Origin of the sequence: Seongchinamella unica (genome assembly GCF_004354085.1) — a bacterium.
GTDB lineage: Bacteria > Pseudomonadota > Gammaproteobacteria > Pseudomonadales > Halieaceae > Halioglobus > Halioglobus unicus.
Genome location: NZ_SMSE01000003.1, coordinates 251,357 through 269,094 on the forward strand (window position 1 = coordinate 251,357; position 17,738 = coordinate 269,094).

Sequence of the window (17,738 nt, forward strand, 5' to 3'; positions counted from 1 at the left end):
CCAACCTGCCCTGAGCCGGCCACTTTCCGGGATACTCTAGCAGCTTGCATCGGGCTCTCCTATAGCCCGGGTTGGACATTCTCGACTTTGCCGCTTACCATACGAGCGTATAGTGAAAATAAAGAGGAGCGTCCGCGTGAAAGAAGACAGACCGACACCGCTGGTAGAGGATCTCGACGGCACCCGCCAGAAACTGGAGGGCTGGTTCTCGGCAAGACGCGGCACCGAGATAAGCATCCGTGACCTCAACATTCCCGAAGCCACAGGGATGTCCAATGTCACCCTGTTATTTGATATTCACTGGCAGGAGAACGGCGAGACGCAGTCACAGTCCTGCGTCGGCCGCCTGCAGCCGGAAATCGAGCGCCCGGTGTTTCCCTCCTATGACCTGCGGGAGCAATACAAGGTGATGGAAGCCGTGGGCAGGCACAGCGACATCCCGGTACCCACCCTGCTGGGCCTCGAGGCTGATCCTTCGCTGCTGGGTGTGCAGTTCTACATCATGGAATTCACCGCCGGCCGCATCCCCACCGACATGCCTCCCTACAATATGGACGGCTGGATGATGCACGAGACCACTGAAGACCAGCGAGCAAAGATGTGGCGAGCGGCGGTGGACACCATGGCGAGATACCATCAACTGGATTATCGGGAGCTGGGGTTCGGCCACCTTGCGTCGGCAGACCAGACACCCCTGCAACAGCAGTTGCGGTACTGGCAGGACTACCACGACTGGGCGATGGAGGGCACACGCCACGACATCGGTTGCGCCGCCCTGGACTGGTTACAGGCCAACCAACCCGAAAATGAACCCACCGTGCTGTGCTGGGGCGACTCCCGGATCGGCAACATTATCTTCGAGGAATCCCTGGATGGCGTGGCCGCCGTGCTGGACTGGGAGATGGCGGTACTGGGCAACCCGGTCCAGGATCTGGCCTGGTTCAACTACATCGACTCGACCTTCGCCGAAGGCCTGGGCATGCCCCGGCTGCCGGGCCTGCCCTCCTACGAGGACACCGTCGCCCAGTGGGAGCAGGCCTCGGGCCACTCCGCACAAGACTACGACTACTACCTCATATTTGCCGGCATGCGCTACGGTCTGATCCTGTCGCGAATCATGGTCGCCACCGGTCAGGAAGATCAGGTGCAGTCCAACTTTGCCTGCCAGCTGCTGAAACGGCATCTCGAGGGTGTGGGCGCGATTTGACCCATCCTAGTGCAGCGACGTCTCTCGCCGGTGCTCATGGAACACATATTCGAACACCTCCCGATAGTTGCGGGCAAAGTGCACGTTAATGCCCTCCCGCAGGTAATCCGGCAGTTCATCGAAATCGCGCCGGTTACCGTGGGGCAGAATCAGTTCCATGATTTTGCTGCGCCGGGCGGCAATCACTTTTTCCCGGATACCACCCACCGGCAGCACCTGGCCGGTGAGGGTCAGTTCACCGGTCATGGCCAGCGGGCGCTTGATGCGTTCCTTGCGGGCCAGGGATACCAGCGCGGTTGCCATGGTAATACCGGCGCTGGGGCCATCCTTGGGCGTCGCACCTTCCGGTACGTGCAGGTGCACCATACTCATGTCGAAAAAATCGGGATCGCATCCGTAGTCTTTCAGGTGTCCGATCACGTAGCTGTAGGCGATGTCAGCGGACTCGCGCATCACATCACCCAGTCGCCCGGTGAGTTTGAAGCCACGGTTTAAGGTGTGAATCTGGGAGGACTCGATCGCCAGGGTGGCGCCGCCCATGGCTGTCCATGCCAGCCCGGTGGCCACACCCAGCCCACGCAGGGGCTTGTCGTTACTGAAAGGCGGTTTGCCCAGCAGATCATCGATATCTTTTTTACCGACCCGCATCCTGTTCTCATCGGCGTCCAGCATGCGCACGATGGATTTACGCATAATACGGGCGATCTGCTTCTCCAGTGAGCGCACTCCCGCCTCGCGGCAATAGGAATCGATCACGTACTTGAGGCCGGCGTCGTTGATCTTGAGCTGCTCTTCGTTCAGGCCATGCCGCTTGAGTTGCTTGGGCCACAGGTGATTGCGGGCGATGGAGAGCTTCTCCTCGGCGACGTAGCCGGAAAGCCGGGTAATTTCCATCCGGTCCAGCAGTGGGCCGGGAATAGTGTCCAACTGGTTGGCGGTACAAACAAACAGTACCTTGGACAGGTCCACCCGCAGGTCCAGGTAGTGATCCAGGAAGTCACTGTTCTGCTCCGGATCGAGAACCTCCAGTAACGCAGACGCGGGGTCCCCCTGGAACGAGGCCCCGATCTTGTCGATTTCATCGAGCATGATGACCGGATTTGACACCTGCACTTCTTTCAGGGCCTGGACGAACTTGCCGGGCATGGCCCCGATATAGGTGCGCCGGTGCCCCTTGATTTCCGCCTCGTCGCGCATACCGCCCAGGCTGAAGCGATAAAATTCGCGTCCGAGTGCGTCAGCCACCGACCGTCCGATACTGGTTTTACCGACCCCGGGTGGCCCCACCAGCAACAGGATGGAACCGGATATTTCACCCTTGAAAGCGCCCACCGCCAGAAACTCGAGAATGCGCTCCTTCACATCTTCCAGTCCCTCGTGATGTTCGTTGAGCACCTCGCGTGCGTGTTGCAGGTCCAGGTTGTCCTCCGAGTGCACGCCCCATGGCACCGAGGTGGCCCAGTCCAGGTAGTTGCGGGTTACCCCATACTCGGGTGAGCCGGTTTCCAGCACGGACAACTTCTGCAATTCGTCATCGATGCGTTTGGCCACCGCTTCCGGCAGGTCCTTATCGGCTATGCGCTGCTCGAACATCTCCACGTCGGAGGTGCGGTCGTCCTTGGATATCCCCAGCTCTTTCTGGATGATCTTCATCTGCTCACGGAGGAAAAACTCGCGCTGCTGCTCCGAAACTTTTTCATTCACCTGGCTGGTGATCTGGCCCTGGAGCTCGGCGACTTCCCGCTCCTTGCGGAGCAGGGAAAGCACCTTCTCAATGCGCGATACCAGTGGCAGGGTTTCGAGAATTTCCTGCAGCTGCTCGCCGGAGGCTGTGGTCAGCGCGGCAGAAAAGTCCGCCAGCAGACTCGGCTGGGTAGGACTGAAGTTGGCCAGGTACTGCTTGAGTTCCTCGCTGTAAAGCGGGTTTAGCGGCAACAGTTCCTTGATCTCCTTGATCAGGGCCATGGCGTATGCCTTGATCTCGTCAGATTCCCGGTCACCCTGGCTGCGGGGATACTCGACCTGGGCCAGATAGGGCGGCTTGTCATTCAACCAGCGCACAATCCTGAACCGGCGAATGCCCTGGGCCAGGAACTGCCCCTGCTTGTCCCCCGGCACCGGCGGCTGGTGCAGCCGCACCACGCAGCCCATGGCCGGAAACTGGCGCGACGCTATTTCGCCACTGTCATTGCGGGGGACGTAGGACAGCCCGATCAGGTTCTGGCCGCTCTCGGTCACGCCCTTGAGGGTGTCCGACCACTCCTGGGGATTGATCGCCACCGGCTGAACCTGCCCGGGAAAGAATGGCCGGTTGGGCACGGGCATCAGGTAAAGGGTATCCGGGAGGACGTCATCGGCCACCGCCGGCGCGTTGTTCCCATCACCCGGTTCCAGAGTATCCGCGTCTACCGCATCGTCATACTGATCCATGCCCTGTCCTTCTCGAGACTGTTTCATGCACGCTATATGAGGCCGACAGGCGCGATTTTCAAGCGCGACTGGCAGGCGCCGTGCTGACCCTGGCGTGCACCGCTATACTGGCAGTCGACACCAACCTACAGTTTAGACCAACAGAGGACGCGGCCGTGCACATGGAGCAGCTGTCACAACAGGACATCTCCCGGCAACTCGCAACCGTCGAGGCACAGTACAAGGCACTTGCCGGACGCAAGCTGTCACTGGACCTGACCCGGGGAAAACCCGGCAGCGAACAGCTGGACCTGTGCAATCATCTCGACGGTATTCTGGGAGGTGACTACCGCAGCGAGACCGGCCTCGACGTGCGCAACTACGGCGGCCTGGACGGGTTGCCCGAGGCGAAGCGGCTGTTCGGTACCGTGCTGGGCGTATCACCGGAAAACGTGGTCATCGGCGGCAATGCCAGCCTGAGCCTGATGTACACCGTGATTGACCTGGCCCTGAGCGCCGGCCTGCGGGGTCCCGAGTCCGCCTGGGGCAATTCCGATGAGGTCAAATTCCTCTGTCCCGTGCCCGGGTACGACCGCCATTTCGCCATTTGCGAGTACCTGGGTATAGAAATGATCCCGGTACCCATGCTGGACACCGGACCCGACATGGACGTGGTGGAAAAACAGGTCGGCGAAGATGCCGACATCAAGGGCATCTGGTGCGTACCCCGCTTCTCCAACCCCACCGGCTGCGTGTACAGCGACGAGACGGTTGAGCGCCTGGCCAAACTGGGCAGCCTGGCGGGTGATCACTTCCTGGTAATGTACGACAACGCCTACGCCGTCCACAGCCTTTACGACGATGCACCCGGACTCGCCAACATCAGCGACTACTGCGAACAACACGGTACCGCCGACAGCGTGTTCCAGTTCGGTTCCACCTCAAAGATCACCTTCGCCGGCGCCGGCGTCGCCTTCCTCGCCAGCAGTACCGACAACCTGGCCGCCTTCAAACATCACCTGTCTTTCCAGAGCATCGGCCCGGACAAGGTCAACCAGCTGCGCCACGTAAAATTACTGCAGGACCCGGAAGGTATCGCCGCCCACATGCGCAAACACGCCGCCATTCTCCGCCCCCGCTTTGAGGCCGTACTGGCAACACTCGAGCGGGAGCTGGCCGGCACCGGCATGGGCGAATGGCTGGCGCCGCGCGGCGGCTACTTCATTTCTTTCAATACCCGCCCCGGGCTGGCCAAAGAGGTGGTTCGCCTCGCAGCGGAGATCGGCGTCAACCTGACGCCCGCAGGGGCCACCTTCCCCTACGGCAAAGACCCCGCGGACTCCAATATCAGGCTGGCGCCCAGTTTTCCATCGCTGGCGGAGGTGCAGGAAACGGCGGAGGCGTTCGTGGTCTGCGTGAAGCTGGCAACGCTGCGACAACAGCTCGCCAATTCTTGAGGGTTTGATATCGCGTGACGGCCCGACACCGGAGTAAAGTTGCCGAAACGACCACTGGCTCCGCTGGATTTCTGTGCCGCTGCGGAACTCGGCTTGGGTTGCTGGTCGCAACCCCAAAGCGACCGCTGACAGTACCCGATAAAGCGGGGCAGGCCCTTCTCGCGGAAAGCCCCCAGAAATCCAGCTACACCAAAGCTGTGGCCTGATTGTTTCCGCAGCTATACCCCAGCGCCCAGGGTACAGGCGCTTGCAGTTTCAGGGGAGACCGGGCCTTAATGTTGTTCATTCATACAAATGAGCAGAGGTGTCGGGGCTGGAAAGCGAATTGGCGGGGCGTCTGAGCACAGGGATGTGCGAAGCCGAACTGCCAGGGATGGCGCTTTACGCGATCCCGCAAAGGCGCTTACCAGACTCGAAACCGGGTAGTCTGAAGAAAACCAGTTATTCTTCCGTGGTCTGCTGGGGCGGCATGCCCGGCAGCGGAAAACTCCGGACATTGCCGCCTTCAACCGGCTTGACGTCGGAAATCTTCACCGAGCCTTCCTTGTCCACCTCGTCAATGCGAATAATCGCCTGCAGGGGGATATAGCTGCGGGTCACACCGGCGAATTCGTTCTTGAGCTTTTCCTCGCTGGGATCAACCACGATCTGCGAACGCTCACCGAACACGAATTCCTCGATCTCGATAAAGCCCCACATATCGCTCTGGTAGATCTGCCGGGCAAAGACCTCGAAGACCTGGTTGCCGTTCTGGAAAATCACTTTGTAGACGGATTGCGCTGGCATGGTTTCCTCTTGCGGTAGCGGAATATTCGATCCCCGGACAGCCACCGGAATATTGGATCGCGGCACGCCGGGGGAGGTTATCCCGGGCCGCGAATTTCAGGGGGCGGCAATATTACCACCATCTGCGCGAAATACCAGCCCGAAAGCCGCGCCGGGCCTAGGTTTCACGGGGGCAAATCTGTATAATCCGCTGCCCTTTTGCAGACTAGACTGCCGGCAGGCCAGACGCCGCCGGCCCAGAGGAACAGTGAGCAAGAAACTCTACATCAAGACCCACGGCTGCCAGATGAACGAATACGACTCAGCCCGTATGCGCGATCTACTGGAAGAAAGCCATGACCTGGTGACCACAGAGAACCCGGAAGAGGCCGATGTACTGTTGCTAAACACTTGTTCTATAAGGGAAAAAGCCCAGGAAAAAGTTTTTCACCAGCTGGGCCGCTGGAAGCACCTGAAGCAGAAGAACCCGAACCTGATCATCGGTGTGGGCGGCTGCGTGGCCAGCCAGGAAGGGGAAGCAATCGGCAAGCGGGCGCCCTACGTGGACCTGGTGTTCGGACCCCAGACCCTGCATCGCCTGCCGGAGATGATGGACCAGCGCAAAGGCCCCGGTGGCACCCTGGTGGTGGATGTCAGCTTCCCGGAGATCGAGAAATTCGACCGCCTGCCGGAGCCCAAAGTGGAAGGCCCCACCGCCTTTGTATCGATCATGGAAGGCTGCTCCAAATACTGCACCTTCTGCGTGGTGCCCTATACCCGCGGCGAAGAGGTTTCCCGCCCACTGGACGACGTGATTGCGGAGATCGCCCACCTCGCGTCGGAAGGGGTAAAGGAAGTGAACCTGCTGGGCCAGAACGTCAACGCCTATCGCGGCGAGAGCCACGACGGCGACATCGTCGACTTCGCCGAACTACTGCACTATGTGGCGAAGATCCCCGGCATCGCCAGGATTCGTTACACCACCTCCCATCCGGTGGAGTTCTCGGACGCCCTGATAGAGGCCTACGCAGAGATTCCGCAGCTGGTGGATCACCTGCACCTGCCAGTGCAAAGCGGATCCGACAAGATCCTGGCCGCCATGAAACGCGGTCACACCGCGCTGGAGTACAAGTCAAAGATTCGCCGGCTGCGCAAAATCCGGCCGGACATCAGCATCTCCTCGGACTTCATCATCGGCTTCCCCGGGGAAACCGAAAAAGACTTTGCCGACACCATGAAGCTGATCGAGGATATCGGCTTCGATGTGTCCTTCAGCTTTGTCTACAGCGCCCGGCCGGGCACCCCCGCTGCGGAACTGCCCGATGAGACCGCGGAGGAGACCAAGAAGCAGCGCCTGCAGGTACTCCAGGCGCGCATCAACCAGCACGCCCAGGAAATCAGTCGACGCATGGTCGGCAGCAGCCAGGCCATCCTGGTGACCGGCGTCTCCAGGAAGGATCCGGGGCAGTTACAGGGCCGTACCGAAAACAACCGGGCAGTAAATTTTTCCTGCGCCGATCACAGCCTGATTGGCGAATTTGCCCGGGTGGAGATCATAGAGGCACTGCCAAACTCACTGCGCGGCGTGCTGCAGGCCGGTTGACGGCTGGCATTTCCGGTATATTCTTTAATCTCATGACTCAGCCCACAACGGGCCAGTGGCCAATTTGAACAACGAATCCGACCCGTCGAACCCGGCCTCATCACCGGCGACGCAACAAAACCTTACCCTGGAACCCAATGACAACCGTCATCTGGCCATGCTTTGCGGCCAGCTGGACAGCCATCTGCGGCAGATCGAAGAGCGCCTGGGGATCAGCATCAGCAACCGGGGCAACCAGTTCCTGCTCAGCGGACCCTCGGTTAACGTGGCTTCCGCCAAACAGCTGTTGATTCACCTGTATGCCGAGATCTGCCAGGGCGTGGGCCTGAGCCCGGAGTCCCTGCACCTGCAGCTGCAACAGGCGGGACTGGAGCACCTGGCGGAGGTCGCCAAGGGCGACCAGCCGGTTGAAGCCATCCAGGTGATTCGCACCAAGCGCGCCTCCATCAAGCCCCGTGGCAAAAACCAGCAAAGCTACGTGCGCACCATCAAGTACTCGGACATCAATTTCGGCATTGGCCCGGCCGGCACCGGCAAAACCTATCTGGCGGTGGCCTGCGCGGTGGAGGCCCTGCTGGAAGAGCGGGTACGGCGCATCCTGCTGGTGCGCCCGGCGGTCGAGGCCGGCGAGAAGCTGGGCTTTCTCCCCGGCGACCTGAGCCAGAAGATAGACCCCTACCTGCGCCCGCTGTACGACGCGCTCTATGAAATGCTGGGCTTCGAGACCGTCAACAAGTATATCGAGCGCAATATCATCGAAGTGGCGCCGCTGGCCTTTATGCGCGGCCGCACCCTCAACAACGCCTTTATTATTCTCGACGAAGCCCAGAACACCACCCGGGAACAGATGAAAATGTTCCTCACCAGAATCGGGTTCGGCTCCACCGCCGTCATTACCGGTGACGCCACCCAGATCGACCTGCCCCGGGGCGCCCAGTCGGGCCTCACCCATGCGGGCAACATCCTGGATGGAGTGGAAGGCATCGGATTCACCTACTTTGCCAACAAGGACGTGGTGCGCCACCCTCTGGTGCAACGCATCGTGCAGGCCTACGACAATCACGAGGACAAGGCCACCCCACTGGACCAGGGCAAGCTGTGAACCTGCATCTGGATATCCAGTGCGCCAGCGCCGAACCTGTTCCGGACGAGGACGACATACGACGCTGGGTTCTGGCAGCACTCGCCGGTCGCCGCCGCAGCGATACCGAGGTCAGCCTTCGCCTGGTGGATATTGCCGAAATGACCACGCTCAACGAGAGCTACCGCCACAAGACCGGCCCCACCAACGTGCTCTCGTTTCCCTCGGACCTGCCGCCGGAGCTTGAGTTGCCACTACTGGGCGACATCGTCATCTGCGCCCCGGTGGTTCGGGAGGAAGCCCGGCAGCAGGCCAAGGCACTGGAGGCCCACTGGGCCCACATGACCGTTCACGGCACGCTTCACCTGCTGGGGTACGACCATATCGAGGAGGCGGAGGCCGAGGCTATGGAAGCGCTGGAAACCGACATCCTCACCGCCCTGAATTATCCCTGTCCCTATCAGGACAATTTACCCAAGGAGCATGCTGACGCATGAGCGACGAACATTCTGGCAGCGATTCAGGCGACAAGTCCTGGCTGGAAAAAATAGGCCAGCTTTTCTCCGGTGAGCCGCGCAACCGGAACGACCTGCTGGACGTGGTCGCAGTGGCCTCGGAGAACGAAGTAATCGACGAGGATGCCCGCAGCATCATGGAAGGTGCGATACAGGTATCGGACATGCAAGCCCGGGATATCATGATCCCGCGGGCACAGATGGTGGTGATCAAGGAAGAGTCTTCGCTGGAGGAAATCATGCCGCTGATTACCCGCTCGGCCCACTCCCGCTACCCGGTGGTGGGCGAGAGTACCGACGATGTCCTCGGCATACTGCTGGCCAAAGACCTGTTGCCGCAAATTCTCAATAACGACCACAGCGACTTCAAGATCACGTCGCTGCTGCGACCCACCGTGGTGGTCCCCGAAAGCAAGCGCCTGAACGTGCTGCTGCGCGAGTTTCGCGAAAACCGTAACCACATGGCCATCGTCATCGACGAGTACGGTGGTGTAGCCGGCCTGGTGACCATAGAAGACGTACTGGAAGAAATCGTCGGTGAAATCGAAGATGAAACCGATGCCAAGGTAGACCGCTACATTCGCAAGATTTCCGATGATGACTACTTCATCAAGGCGCTCACCCCCATCGACGATTTCAACGACTACTTCAAGACCGACTTCTCCGACGAAGAGTTCGACACCATCGGTGGTCTGGTGATGCAGGCCCTGGGCCACATGCCTTCCCGCAATGAGCTGGCAGTGATCGACAGGTTCGAGTTCAAGGTGATCAACGCCGACCAGCGCAAGATCCATAGCCTGCGCATGCGACCGCTGGACGACTAGGCCCGCTTCATGCCCGACAGCAACAGCGAATCGAGACTGTCGCCATTACAGGTGATGCTGGTCGCACCGCTGGCGGGCGCCCTGGTTACCCTGTCGCTGGCGCCCTTCGACATCTGGCCCGCCGGTATCCTCAGCTGCGCCCTGCTGGCCTGGCTGCTGAGCACCTGCACGCCCCGACAGGGTCTCTGGCGGGGCTGGCTCTACGGCCTGGGTATGTTCGGCAGCGGCGTTTCCTGGGTCTACGTCAGCATTCACGTGCACGGCTATGCCCCGGTGCCCCTGGCCGTCACCCTCACGGCCCTGTTCTGTGCCGGGCTGGCCGTGTTCCACGGCCTGTTTGGCTGGCTCTACGTGCGCCTTGTGCGCCCCCTGCCCGGCGGCATGTTAATGGGCCTGCCCCTGCTGTGGGTGCTGCTGGAATGGCTGCGCAGCTGGGTGCTCACCGGGTTTCCCTGGCTGTATCTGGGCTACGCCCATGTGGATACCTGGATCGCCGGCTGGGCGCCGGTGGTCGGCGTATTCGGCCTGTCGTTTGTCTGCGCCATCAGCGGCAGCTGCCTGTTCCTGGGCTGGCGCAGCCGGCAACCGATTGCCATTGCCACCTATGGCGTCATCGTGCTCACCCTGTGGGTGGGTGGCGGTGTGCTGAAGCCGATTCAGTGGGTGGCCCGAGCCAGCGAGAAGCCGCTGTCCACTGCGATCTACCAGCCCAACGTGCCCCAGGAACACAAATGGGACCGCAACTACTACTACCCGATCCTGAGCCAATTGGAAGAAGGCACCGCGCCGCTGCTGGGCAATGACATCCTGGTCTGGCCGGAAGCGGCGGTTCCCAACTACTACCAGAACGCCCGGGGCTTCCTGGACCCCATTGATGCCCGGGCCAGGATGGCGGGTACCACCCTGATCACCGGTATTCCCCATCGCTCTGACAACGGCCAGGGCTACCACAACAGTATTCTGGCGCTGGGTGCGGGCCACGGCGTTTACCACAAGCAGCGGCTGGTGCCCTTTGGCGAATACGTGCCGCTGGAGAGCGCACTGCGCGGGCTGATTGCTTTTTTGGACCTGCCCATGTCGTCCTTCAGCGCGGGCCCGTCCGGCCAGGCACCACTGCAGGCGGGCGGTTTCCGGATAGCGCCCTACATCTGCTACGAGATCGTCTACCCCGACCTGGTGGCCAGCAGCGCCCGCAACGCCGACCTGTTGATTACCATCAGTAATGACAGCTGGTTCGGCAATTCTATCGGCCCGCTGCAGCACCTGCAGATGGCCCGGATGCGGGCGCTGGAAAATGGCCGTTACCTGATTCGCGGCACCAACAACGGGGTGTCGGCGATCATCGATCACCGCGGCCGCATCGTCCAGGCCAGCGAGCAGTTCGTTGAAGCCAGCCTGGTGGGCGAGGTGGAGACCATGCTCGGTAAAACCCCCTTTGGCAGCCTGGGTTCCGCCCCGGTCATCATTGGCTGCGGCCTGGGTCTGGGCTTGATGTACCTCATGTACCTGGCCTTCTGGCGCGAGGAAAACTGACCCCGGCCACAGGCTGCCGGCATCGTCCCCAGTGCCTCGGGGCTACAGACGCCCCCGGCAATTGCTGGTAGAATTCGCGCTTCTTTTTTTACCCCCCGAATCAGGAAAGACCAGTCCCGTGATGGAGCAACAATACGACCCCAAGACCCTGGAACAGCAAGCCCGGGACCACTGGCTGGCGAACAACAGTTTCGCCGTACAACAGGATGACGAGCGGGAAAAGTTTTACTGCCTGGCCATGTTCCCCTACCCCAGTGGCAAGCTGCACATGGGGCACGTGCGCAACTACACCATCGCCGACGTGATCGCCCGCTTCCAGCGCATGCAGGGCAAGAACGTGCTGCAACCCATGGGCTGGGACGCCTTCGGCCTGCCGGCGGAAAACGCCGCCATCAAGAACAACGTGCCGCCGGCCCGTTGGACCGCGCAGAACATCGACTACATGCGCGAACAGCTGCGCCAGCTGGGTTTTGCCTACGACTGGGACCGGGAATTCGCCACCTGTGACCCGGACTACTATCGCTGGGAGCAGTGGTTTTTTACCCGCCTGTTCGAGAAGGGCCTGGCCTACAAGAAGAAGGCCGAGGTGAACTGGTGTGAAACCGACCAGACCGTGCTCGCCAATGAGCAGGTGGTCGACGGCTGCTGCTGGCGCTGTGACAACCCGGTAGAGCGCCGTGAAATCGACCAGTGGTTCATCAAGATCACCGACTACGCCGACCAGTTGCTCAACGACCTGGACGAACTGGACCAGTGGCCCGAGCAGGTGAAAACCATGCAGCGCAACTGGATCGGGCGCTCAGAGGGGGTGGACCTGGACTTCGATTTCAACGGCGAGCCGCTGTCGGTCTACACCACCCGCCCGGACACCCTGATGGGCGCCACCTACCTGGCGGTTGCGCCCCAGCACCCGGTTGCGAAGGCGGCCGCTGCAAACAACCCGGAGCTGGCGGCGTTCATTGAAACCCAGTCCAACATCAAGGTCGCCGAAGCCGAGATGGCCACCATGGAAAAACTGGGTATGGCCACCGGCCTTACCGCCACCCACCCGCTGAGCGGCGAACAGGTGCCTATCTGGGTCGCCAACTTCGTGCTGATGAGCTACGGCTCCGGCGCGGTGATGTCGGTGCCCGCCCACGATGAGCGCGACCACGCCTTTGCCAGCAAGTATGGCCTGCCGATTGTGCAGGTGGTGGACAAGACCGAAGACGATTACGTGTACAGCAGCAATACCTGGCAGTACTGGTACGCCGACAAAACCGGCACCATCAGCATCAACTCCGGCGAGTTTGACGGTCTGGACTTCCAGGGCGCCTTCGACGCGATTGCCGACAAGTTGGAAAGTCTGGGCAGGGGCAAGCGCACCGTGAACTATCGCCTGCGAGACTGGGGTGTTTCCCGCCAGCGCTACTGGGGAGCGCCGATTCCCATAATCAATTGCGACCGCTGCGGCACGGTGCCGGTGCCCGCCGAAGACCTGCCGGTAGTGCTGCCCACGGAGGTGGAATTCGAGGGCGTGGGTTCGCCGATCAAGAAGATGCCGGAGTTCTACCAGACCAGTTGCCCCGGCTGCGGTGGCGCCGCCACCCGCGAGACTGACACCTTCGACACTTTTATGGAGTCTTCCTGGTACTACGCCCGCTACGGCTGTGCCAACAACAACGACGCCATGCTCGACAGTGAAGCCGACTACTGGACCCCGGTGGACCAGTACGTGGGCGGCATCGAGCACGCGATCCTGCACCTGCTGTATTCGCGTTTCTATCACAAGCTGTTGCGCGACGAGGGCCTGGTGAGCTCCGACGAGCCCTTCACCCGCCTGCTGACCCAGGGCATGGTGCTCAAGGACGGGGCCAAAATGTCCAAGTCGAAGGGCAACACGGTCGACCCCCAGGCGCTGATCGACCAGTACGGTGCCGATACCGTGCGCCTGTTTTCCATGTTCGCGGCACCGCCGGAGCAGTCACTGGAGTGGGCCGATTCCGGGGTGGAGGGGGCCAACCGCTTCCTCAGGCGCCTGTGGAAACTGGTGAACAACCACCTGGCGGCTGATCCCGCGCCTGCGCTGGATACCGCTGCCCTCAATGAGCAGCAGAAGAACGCCCGCCGCAAGACCCACGAGACCATTGCCAAGGTCAGCGACGACTACGGCCGCCGCCAGACATTCAACACCGCCATCGCCGCGGTGATGGAGCTGTGCAACGAACTGGGCAAACTGGACGACAGAGACCAGAGTCGCGCGGTACTGGCTGAAGCCCTGCGGGCCGTGGTGTTGATGTTGAACCCCATTACCCCCCACGCCTGCCACGCCCTGTGGCCGATGCTGGGTGGCGAGGGCGACATCCTCAACGCCCCCTGGCCCGACGTCGACGAGACCGCCCTGACCCGCGACAGCATCGAGATGGCGGTGCAGGTCAACGGCAAGCTGCGCGCCAGGATGGACGTGGCCGCCAATGCCGACAAGGACGCGATAGAGGCCGCAGCCCTGGCCCAGGACAACGTCCAGCGTTTCCTCGACGGGGTGACCGTGCGCAAGGTGATTGTAGTGCCGGGCAAATTGGTTAATATTGTTGCCAACTAGTCCCCGACGGAATTTCCCCATGCAGCAGCGCCCGGTCCAACGCTTACTCATCCTGGCTATGGCCACGCTGCTGACCGCCTGTGGTTTTCACCTGCGCGGCACCGGCGGCGTCAATATTTCCGACGAATGGCGCTCGATGTACCTGGTGTCCAGCAACCCCAACAGCGAGTTCAGCCGCGAAGTCAAAACCCGCTTTGCCGCCAACGGCGTGCAATGGCAGGAAGACAACAAGGCCGCCAACTACAGCGTGGTACTGGGTCCCGAGCGCTTCAGCCAGCGCAACCTGTCGCTCAACTCCGAGGCCCGCGCGGCAGAATTTGAGCTGACCATGCGTTCCACCTTCTCGGTGCGCAACAGCAGCGGCGAGACGGTGATCGAAAACACCACCAGTTCCGTGGTCAAGCAAATGGAAAACGACCCGCGCAACGTGGTGGGCAAGTCCGAGGAAATCCGTATCCTCAAATCGGAGATGCGCAGCGAACTGGCACAGCAGATCATGCGCCGGATCGCCTTCTACGCCGCCGCCCAGGAAGCCTGATGCGCGTTTACCCGGAGAAGCTCGCCGGCCAGCTGCAACAACAACTTCTGCCCGTTTACCTGATCAGCGGCGACGAGCCGCTGCTGGTGCAGGAATGCTGCGACCAGGTGCGCCAGGCCGCCCGCAATGCCGGTTGTAGCGACCGCGAAATCATCGACAGCGGCGCCCCCGGCTTCAAGTGGGACGAGATCATCGCCAGTGCCTCCGCCATGTCGCTGTTTGCCGACCGCAAGCTGGTGGAACTGCGCGTGCCCAGCGGCAAGCCCGGCACCGAGGGCAGCAAGGCCCTGGTGGAATACCTGCAGGTGAGCGAGGGCAGCGACGATGTGCTGCTGATTATTGCCGGCAAGATCGACAAGCAATCCACCAACAGCAAGTGGTACAAGGCCCTGGACGCGGCCGGCGCCACGGTGCAGGTCTGGCCGGTGGACGCCAGGGACCTGCCGCGCTGGCTGCAACAGCGGGTGAGCGCCGCCGGCATGGCCATCGACAACGAAGCCCTGCAACTGCTGTGCGAGCGGGTGGAAGGCAACCTGCTGGCCGCGGTGCAGGAAGTGGAAAAACTCCAGCTACTGGCCGAAGACGGCCAGATCACGGCGGCAACCGTGACCGCCTCGGTCTCCAACAACGCCCGCTACAACCTGTTTGATATGACCGACAGCGCCCTCAAGGGCAACGCCGCCGGCAGCCTGAAAATGCTCCACGGCCTGCGCGGCGAGGGCACCGAGCCCGCCGTGGCCCTGTGGGCCCTGCTGCGGGAGATTCGCACCCTGCACCAGGCCCGGCAGGCGGTAGACTCAGGCCAGAATCCGCAGCAGGCCCTGAGCGCCCTGCGGGTATGGAAGAACCGTATGAGCCTGATGCAGGGCGCCCTTGGCCGTCACAGCCGGGCATCCCTCAACCGCCTGCTGGAGCAGGCCACCGCAGTGGACGGCAGCATCAAGGGCTTTGCCGGCGGCAAGCCCTGGGACAACCTGGAAACCCTGATCCTGGAGCTGGCCGGCGCCCGCCGCTGACCCCTTCCCGAACCTGCGACACCTGTCGCCTGATCATACAGGCCACGTTCGCGTGTAAATTTTACCGCTTGCAAAGCCCGAATTTGCCAACTACTGTATATATCAACAGTGTATGAATATACAGTTATACAGCAAAGAGGGCGCAGCCATGAACGAAGCACTCCAGCAGGTTATCAACCGCAACGACACCTGGCAGGGCCATTTTGCCGGCCCGGCATTCTCCGCCAACGGTGACAGCCACCGGACTGAGGGCCTCCTCAGCACCGGTTACAGCACCCTGGATGCCCAGTTGCGCACTAACGGCTGGCCCCTGGGCAGCACCGTGGAAGTGCTCAGCGACGGCTGCGGCCTGGGTTCCATGGGCCTGTTCCTGCCGGCCATGGAGAAGCTCAGCGCCGAGGGCCGCTGGCAGGTCTTCATCGCCCCGCCCTTCACCCCCTATGCCCCCCTGCTGAAGGCCCGGGGCATCGATACCGAACAAATCCTGCTGGTACACCCCAAAAACCGGGAAGACCTGCTGTGGGCCACCGAGCAGGCCCTGCGCAGCAGCACCAGCAGTGCCGTGTTCAGCTGGCTGGGTGCCGATGAATACAGCTACGGCGAACTGCGCAAACTGCAGCTGGCCGCCGCCAGCGGCGACAGCCTGGCAGTGCTGTTCCGCCCCCAGTCGGCGGCGCGCAACCACGCCCCCGCCAGCCTGCGCCTGCAAATGCGCGAGTACCGCAAAGTGCATATTCTCAAGCAGCGCGGTGGCAACCAGTACCTGGACGTGACCCTGCCGCCCTCGGAAGATGTACCGGAACAACCCCAGCTGTGGGAGATTCCCGCCTGGCAGGCGAGCCCCGGGCAAGCGAGTCCCACCCAACAGCCGGTACTGTCATTTGCCTGAACACCACCCGGGCATGACGAATATCAAGCAAGTGGCAACGCAGCTCTGCTAGACTCCCCGTTGCACTTTCACGCAACGGGACACGGAGCCAAACATGCAGGACTTTCCCCACCACTACCTGGTATCTGCCAACGCTGAAGCGGAAGGCAATGTCGCCCTTAAAGCCGATGATATGCCGCAACTGGTTTCCGCACCGCCCGCGGAATTTGGCGGCCCGGGGGACCAGTGGTCACCGGAACACCTGCTGGTGGCCTCGGTTGCCGACTGTTTCATCCTCACCTTCCGCGCCATTACCCGGGCTTCCAGGCTGGAATGGGAGACCCTGGAAGTCAAAGCGGAAGGTGTCCTGGACCGGGTGGATCGCGTCACCCAGTTTACCGGCTTCACCGTTCGCGCCAGCCTCACCGTGCCTGCCGACACCGACGAGACCAAGGCCCTGCGCCTGCTGGAAAAGGCAGAAAGCGCCTGCCTGGTGACAGCCTCCCTCAAGGCTCCCTGCCATCTGGAAGCTGATATAATCGCCTCCCCCTGAACAGGCGCCCCCTGCGGCCCGGGAGAATGGTGTGGACGAGTGGTTAACAGAATACGGCGTTACCCTGGGGGTGGGCGCCCTGATCCTGTTTATGATTTTTATCGTCTGGGACCTGGCCAGGCGCAGCAACGCCGGCAAATTCGGCACCCTCATTCTCTACATCGGCCTGGCCATGGGCATTTTGGGCTTCGTGATTAAATTCGTGATTACCTACCTGCTGGAAAACGCCGGAGGGATTTAGTGGCTGACACCCGCCTTGTGGTCGGTGACATCACCACCGCCGAAGTGGATGCCATCGTCAATGCGGCCAACGAGAGGATGCTCGGCGGCGGCGGCGTCGACGGCGCCATCCACCGGGCTGCCGGCCCCGACCTGCTCGCCGAGTGCAGGAAAGTACCCGCGGTCAACGGCATCCGCTGCCCCACGGGCGAGGCGCGTATTACCGGCGCCGGCAACCTGCCGGCGCGCTATGTGATTCACACCGTGGGACCGGTTTACCACCAGGTGAGTCATCCGGCAGCGCTGCTGGCGAGCGCCTATCGCAACAGCCTGCAATTAGCCCTGGACAACGCGTGTCGGTCAATTGCCTTTCCGGCAATTTCCTGTGGGGTGTTCGGGTATCCGCTGGAGGCGGCGGCGAAGGTGGCCCTGGAGACCTGTGCGGCAAGGGATTATGAATCCCTGAACATCGTGTTTTACCTCTTTGACGAGACCACTTACAGTGCCTGGCACCGGAGCCTGAGCACTCGCTGAGGACCAGGGCCCGCAGCATTTCATCAAATTCGGGC

16 protein-coding genes are annotated in these 17,738 nt (G+C 61.7%); 14 read left to right on the top strand and 2 right to left on the bottom strand.

Annotation, left to right across the window (positions count from 1 at the left end; all coding sequences use genetic code 11):
* Positions 1-136: 136 nt before the first annotated feature.
* Complete coding sequence (locus E2F43_RS13305; protein ID WP_133213469.1) at positions 137-1,207, top strand: phosphotransferase family protein; 1,071 nt, start codon at positions 137-139, stop codon at positions 1,205-1,207.
* Between the two features lie 6 nt (positions 1,208-1,213).
* Here the strand turns inward: E2F43_RS13305 and lon are convergent, their stop codons facing one another.
* A complete protein-coding gene (gene lon, locus E2F43_RS13310) occupies positions 1,214-3,637 on the bottom strand; it encodes an endopeptidase La (RefSeq protein WP_133213471.1) in 2,424 nt (807 codons plus the stop codon).
* Between the two features lie 155 nt (positions 3,638-3,792).
* On the opposite strand from lon, the gene E2F43_RS13315 reads away from it, so the two are divergent.
* On the top strand, positions 3,793-5,073 hold the full coding sequence (locus tag E2F43_RS13315; protein WP_420820777.1) for an aspartate aminotransferase type Ic: 1,281 nt from the start codon (positions 3,793-3,795) through the stop codon (positions 5,071-5,073).
* A gap of 441 nt (positions 5,074-5,514) precedes the next feature.
* Here E2F43_RS13315 and E2F43_RS13320 read toward each other — a convergent pair whose 3' ends face one another.
* Positions 5,515-5,859 carry a DUF1820 family protein gene (locus tag E2F43_RS13320; RefSeq protein WP_133213475.1) on the bottom strand — a complete coding sequence of 115 codons (345 nt, stop codon included), beginning with the start codon at positions 5,857-5,859 and terminating at the stop codon, positions 5,515-5,517.
* Positions 5,860-6,106: 247 nt separating this feature from the next.
* On the opposite strand from E2F43_RS13320, the gene miaB reads away from it, so the two are divergent.
* The 12 genes from miaB to E2F43_RS13380 all read left to right on the top strand — a co-directional run bounded on the left by miaB (position 6,107) and on the right by E2F43_RS13380 (position 17,703).
* Positions 6,107-7,441, top strand: a complete 1,335-nt coding sequence (gene miaB / locus E2F43_RS13325) for a tRNA (N6-isopentenyl adenosine(37)-C2)-methylthiotransferase MiaB (protein ID WP_133213477.1) — start codon at positions 6,107-6,109, stop codon at positions 7,439-7,441.
* 64 nt (positions 7,442-7,505) lie between these two features.
* Complete coding sequence (locus E2F43_RS13330; RefSeq protein ID WP_133213479.1) at positions 7,506-8,543, top strand: PhoH family protein; 1,038 nt, start codon at positions 7,506-7,508, stop codon at positions 8,541-8,543.
* On the top strand, positions 8,540-9,019 hold the full coding sequence (gene ybeY / locus E2F43_RS13335; protein WP_133213481.1) for an rRNA maturation RNase YbeY: 480 nt from the start codon (positions 8,540-8,542) through the stop codon (positions 9,017-9,019). The genes E2F43_RS13330 and ybeY overlap by 4 nt, the downstream gene beginning before the upstream one ends.
* Positions 9,016-9,861: an HlyC/CorC family transporter gene (locus E2F43_RS13340; protein ID WP_133213483.1), complete on the top strand. Its 846-nt coding sequence runs from the start codon at positions 9,016-9,018 to the stop codon at positions 9,859-9,861. Before ybeY ends, E2F43_RS13340 begins: the two co-directional genes overlap by 4 nt.
* 9 nt (positions 9,862-9,870) lie before the next feature.
* Positions 9,871-11,394: an apolipoprotein N-acyltransferase gene (gene lnt / locus E2F43_RS13345; protein WP_133213485.1), complete on the top strand. Its 1,524-nt coding sequence runs from the start codon at positions 9,871-9,873 to the stop codon at positions 11,392-11,394.
* Between the two features lie 121 nt (positions 11,395-11,515).
* Complete coding sequence (leuS, locus tag E2F43_RS13350) at positions 11,516-13,975, top strand: leucine--tRNA ligase (protein ID WP_133214330.1); 2,460 nt, start codon at positions 11,516-11,518, stop codon at positions 13,973-13,975.
* Between the two features lie 19 nt (positions 13,976-13,994).
* Positions 13,995-14,513 carry an LPS-assembly lipoprotein LptE gene (locus E2F43_RS13355; RefSeq protein ID WP_133213487.1) on the top strand — a complete coding sequence of 173 codons (519 nt, stop codon included), beginning with the start codon at positions 13,995-13,997 and terminating at the stop codon, positions 14,511-14,513.
* A complete protein-coding gene (gene holA / locus E2F43_RS13360; protein ID WP_133213489.1) occupies positions 14,513-15,529 on the top strand; it encodes a DNA polymerase III subunit delta in 1,017 nt (338 codons plus the stop codon). Before E2F43_RS13355 ends, holA begins: the two co-directional genes overlap by 1 nt.
* 148 nt (positions 15,530-15,677) lie before the next feature.
* Positions 15,678-16,418 (top strand): translesion DNA synthesis-associated protein ImuA, encoded by a 741-nt coding sequence (gene imuA / locus E2F43_RS13365; RefSeq protein WP_165954316.1) that lies wholly within the window; start codon positions 15,678-15,680, stop codon positions 16,416-16,418.
* 94 nt (positions 16,419-16,512) lie between these two features.
* Positions 16,513-16,950 (top strand): OsmC family protein, encoded by a 438-nt coding sequence (locus E2F43_RS13370; protein WP_133213491.1) that lies wholly within the window; start codon positions 16,513-16,515, stop codon positions 16,948-16,950.
* Between the two features lie 31 nt (positions 16,951-16,981).
* On the top strand, positions 16,982-17,191 hold the full coding sequence (locus E2F43_RS13375) for a DUF2788 domain-containing protein (RefSeq protein ID WP_133213493.1): 210 nt from the start codon (positions 16,982-16,984) through the stop codon (positions 17,189-17,191).
* Positions 17,191-17,703: an O-acetyl-ADP-ribose deacetylase gene (locus E2F43_RS13380; RefSeq protein ID WP_133213495.1), complete on the top strand. Its 513-nt coding sequence runs from the start codon at positions 17,191-17,193 to the stop codon at positions 17,701-17,703. Before E2F43_RS13375 ends, E2F43_RS13380 begins: the two co-directional genes overlap by 1 nt.
* Positions 17,704-17,738: the final 35 nt, after the last annotated feature.

Bases quoted from the DNA above. Each gene is read 5' to 3' on its own strand.
- lon (WP_133213471.1), bottom strand. From the start codon at position 3,637: ATGGATCAGTATGACGATGCGGTAGACGCGGATACTCTGGAACCGGGT.
- E2F43_RS13320 (WP_133213475.1), bottom strand. From the start codon at position 5,859: ATGCCAGCGCAATCCGTCTACAAAGTGATTTTCCAGAACGGCAACCAG.
- E2F43_RS13340 (WP_133213483.1), top strand. From the start codon at position 9,016: ATGAGCGACGAACATTCTGGCAGCGATTCAGGCGACAAGTCCTGGCTG.
- lnt (WP_133213485.1), top strand. From the start codon at position 9,871: ATGCCCGACAGCAACAGCGAATCGAGACTGTCGCCATTACAGGTGATG.
- leuS (WP_133214330.1), top strand. From the start codon at position 11,516: ATGGAGCAACAATACGACCCCAAGACCCTGGAACAGCAAGCCCGGGAC.
- E2F43_RS13355 (WP_133213487.1), top strand. From the start codon at position 13,995: ATGCAGCAGCGCCCGGTCCAACGCTTACTCATCCTGGCTATGGCCACG.
- holA (WP_133213489.1), top strand. From the start codon at position 14,513: ATGCGCGTTTACCCGGAGAAGCTCGCCGGCCAGCTGCAACAACAACTT.
- imuA (WP_165954316.1), top strand. From the start codon at position 15,678: ATGAACGAAGCACTCCAGCAGGTTATCAACCGCAACGACACCTGGCAG.
- E2F43_RS13370 (WP_133213491.1), top strand. From the start codon at position 16,513: ATGCAGGACTTTCCCCACCACTACCTGGTATCTGCCAACGCTGAAGCG.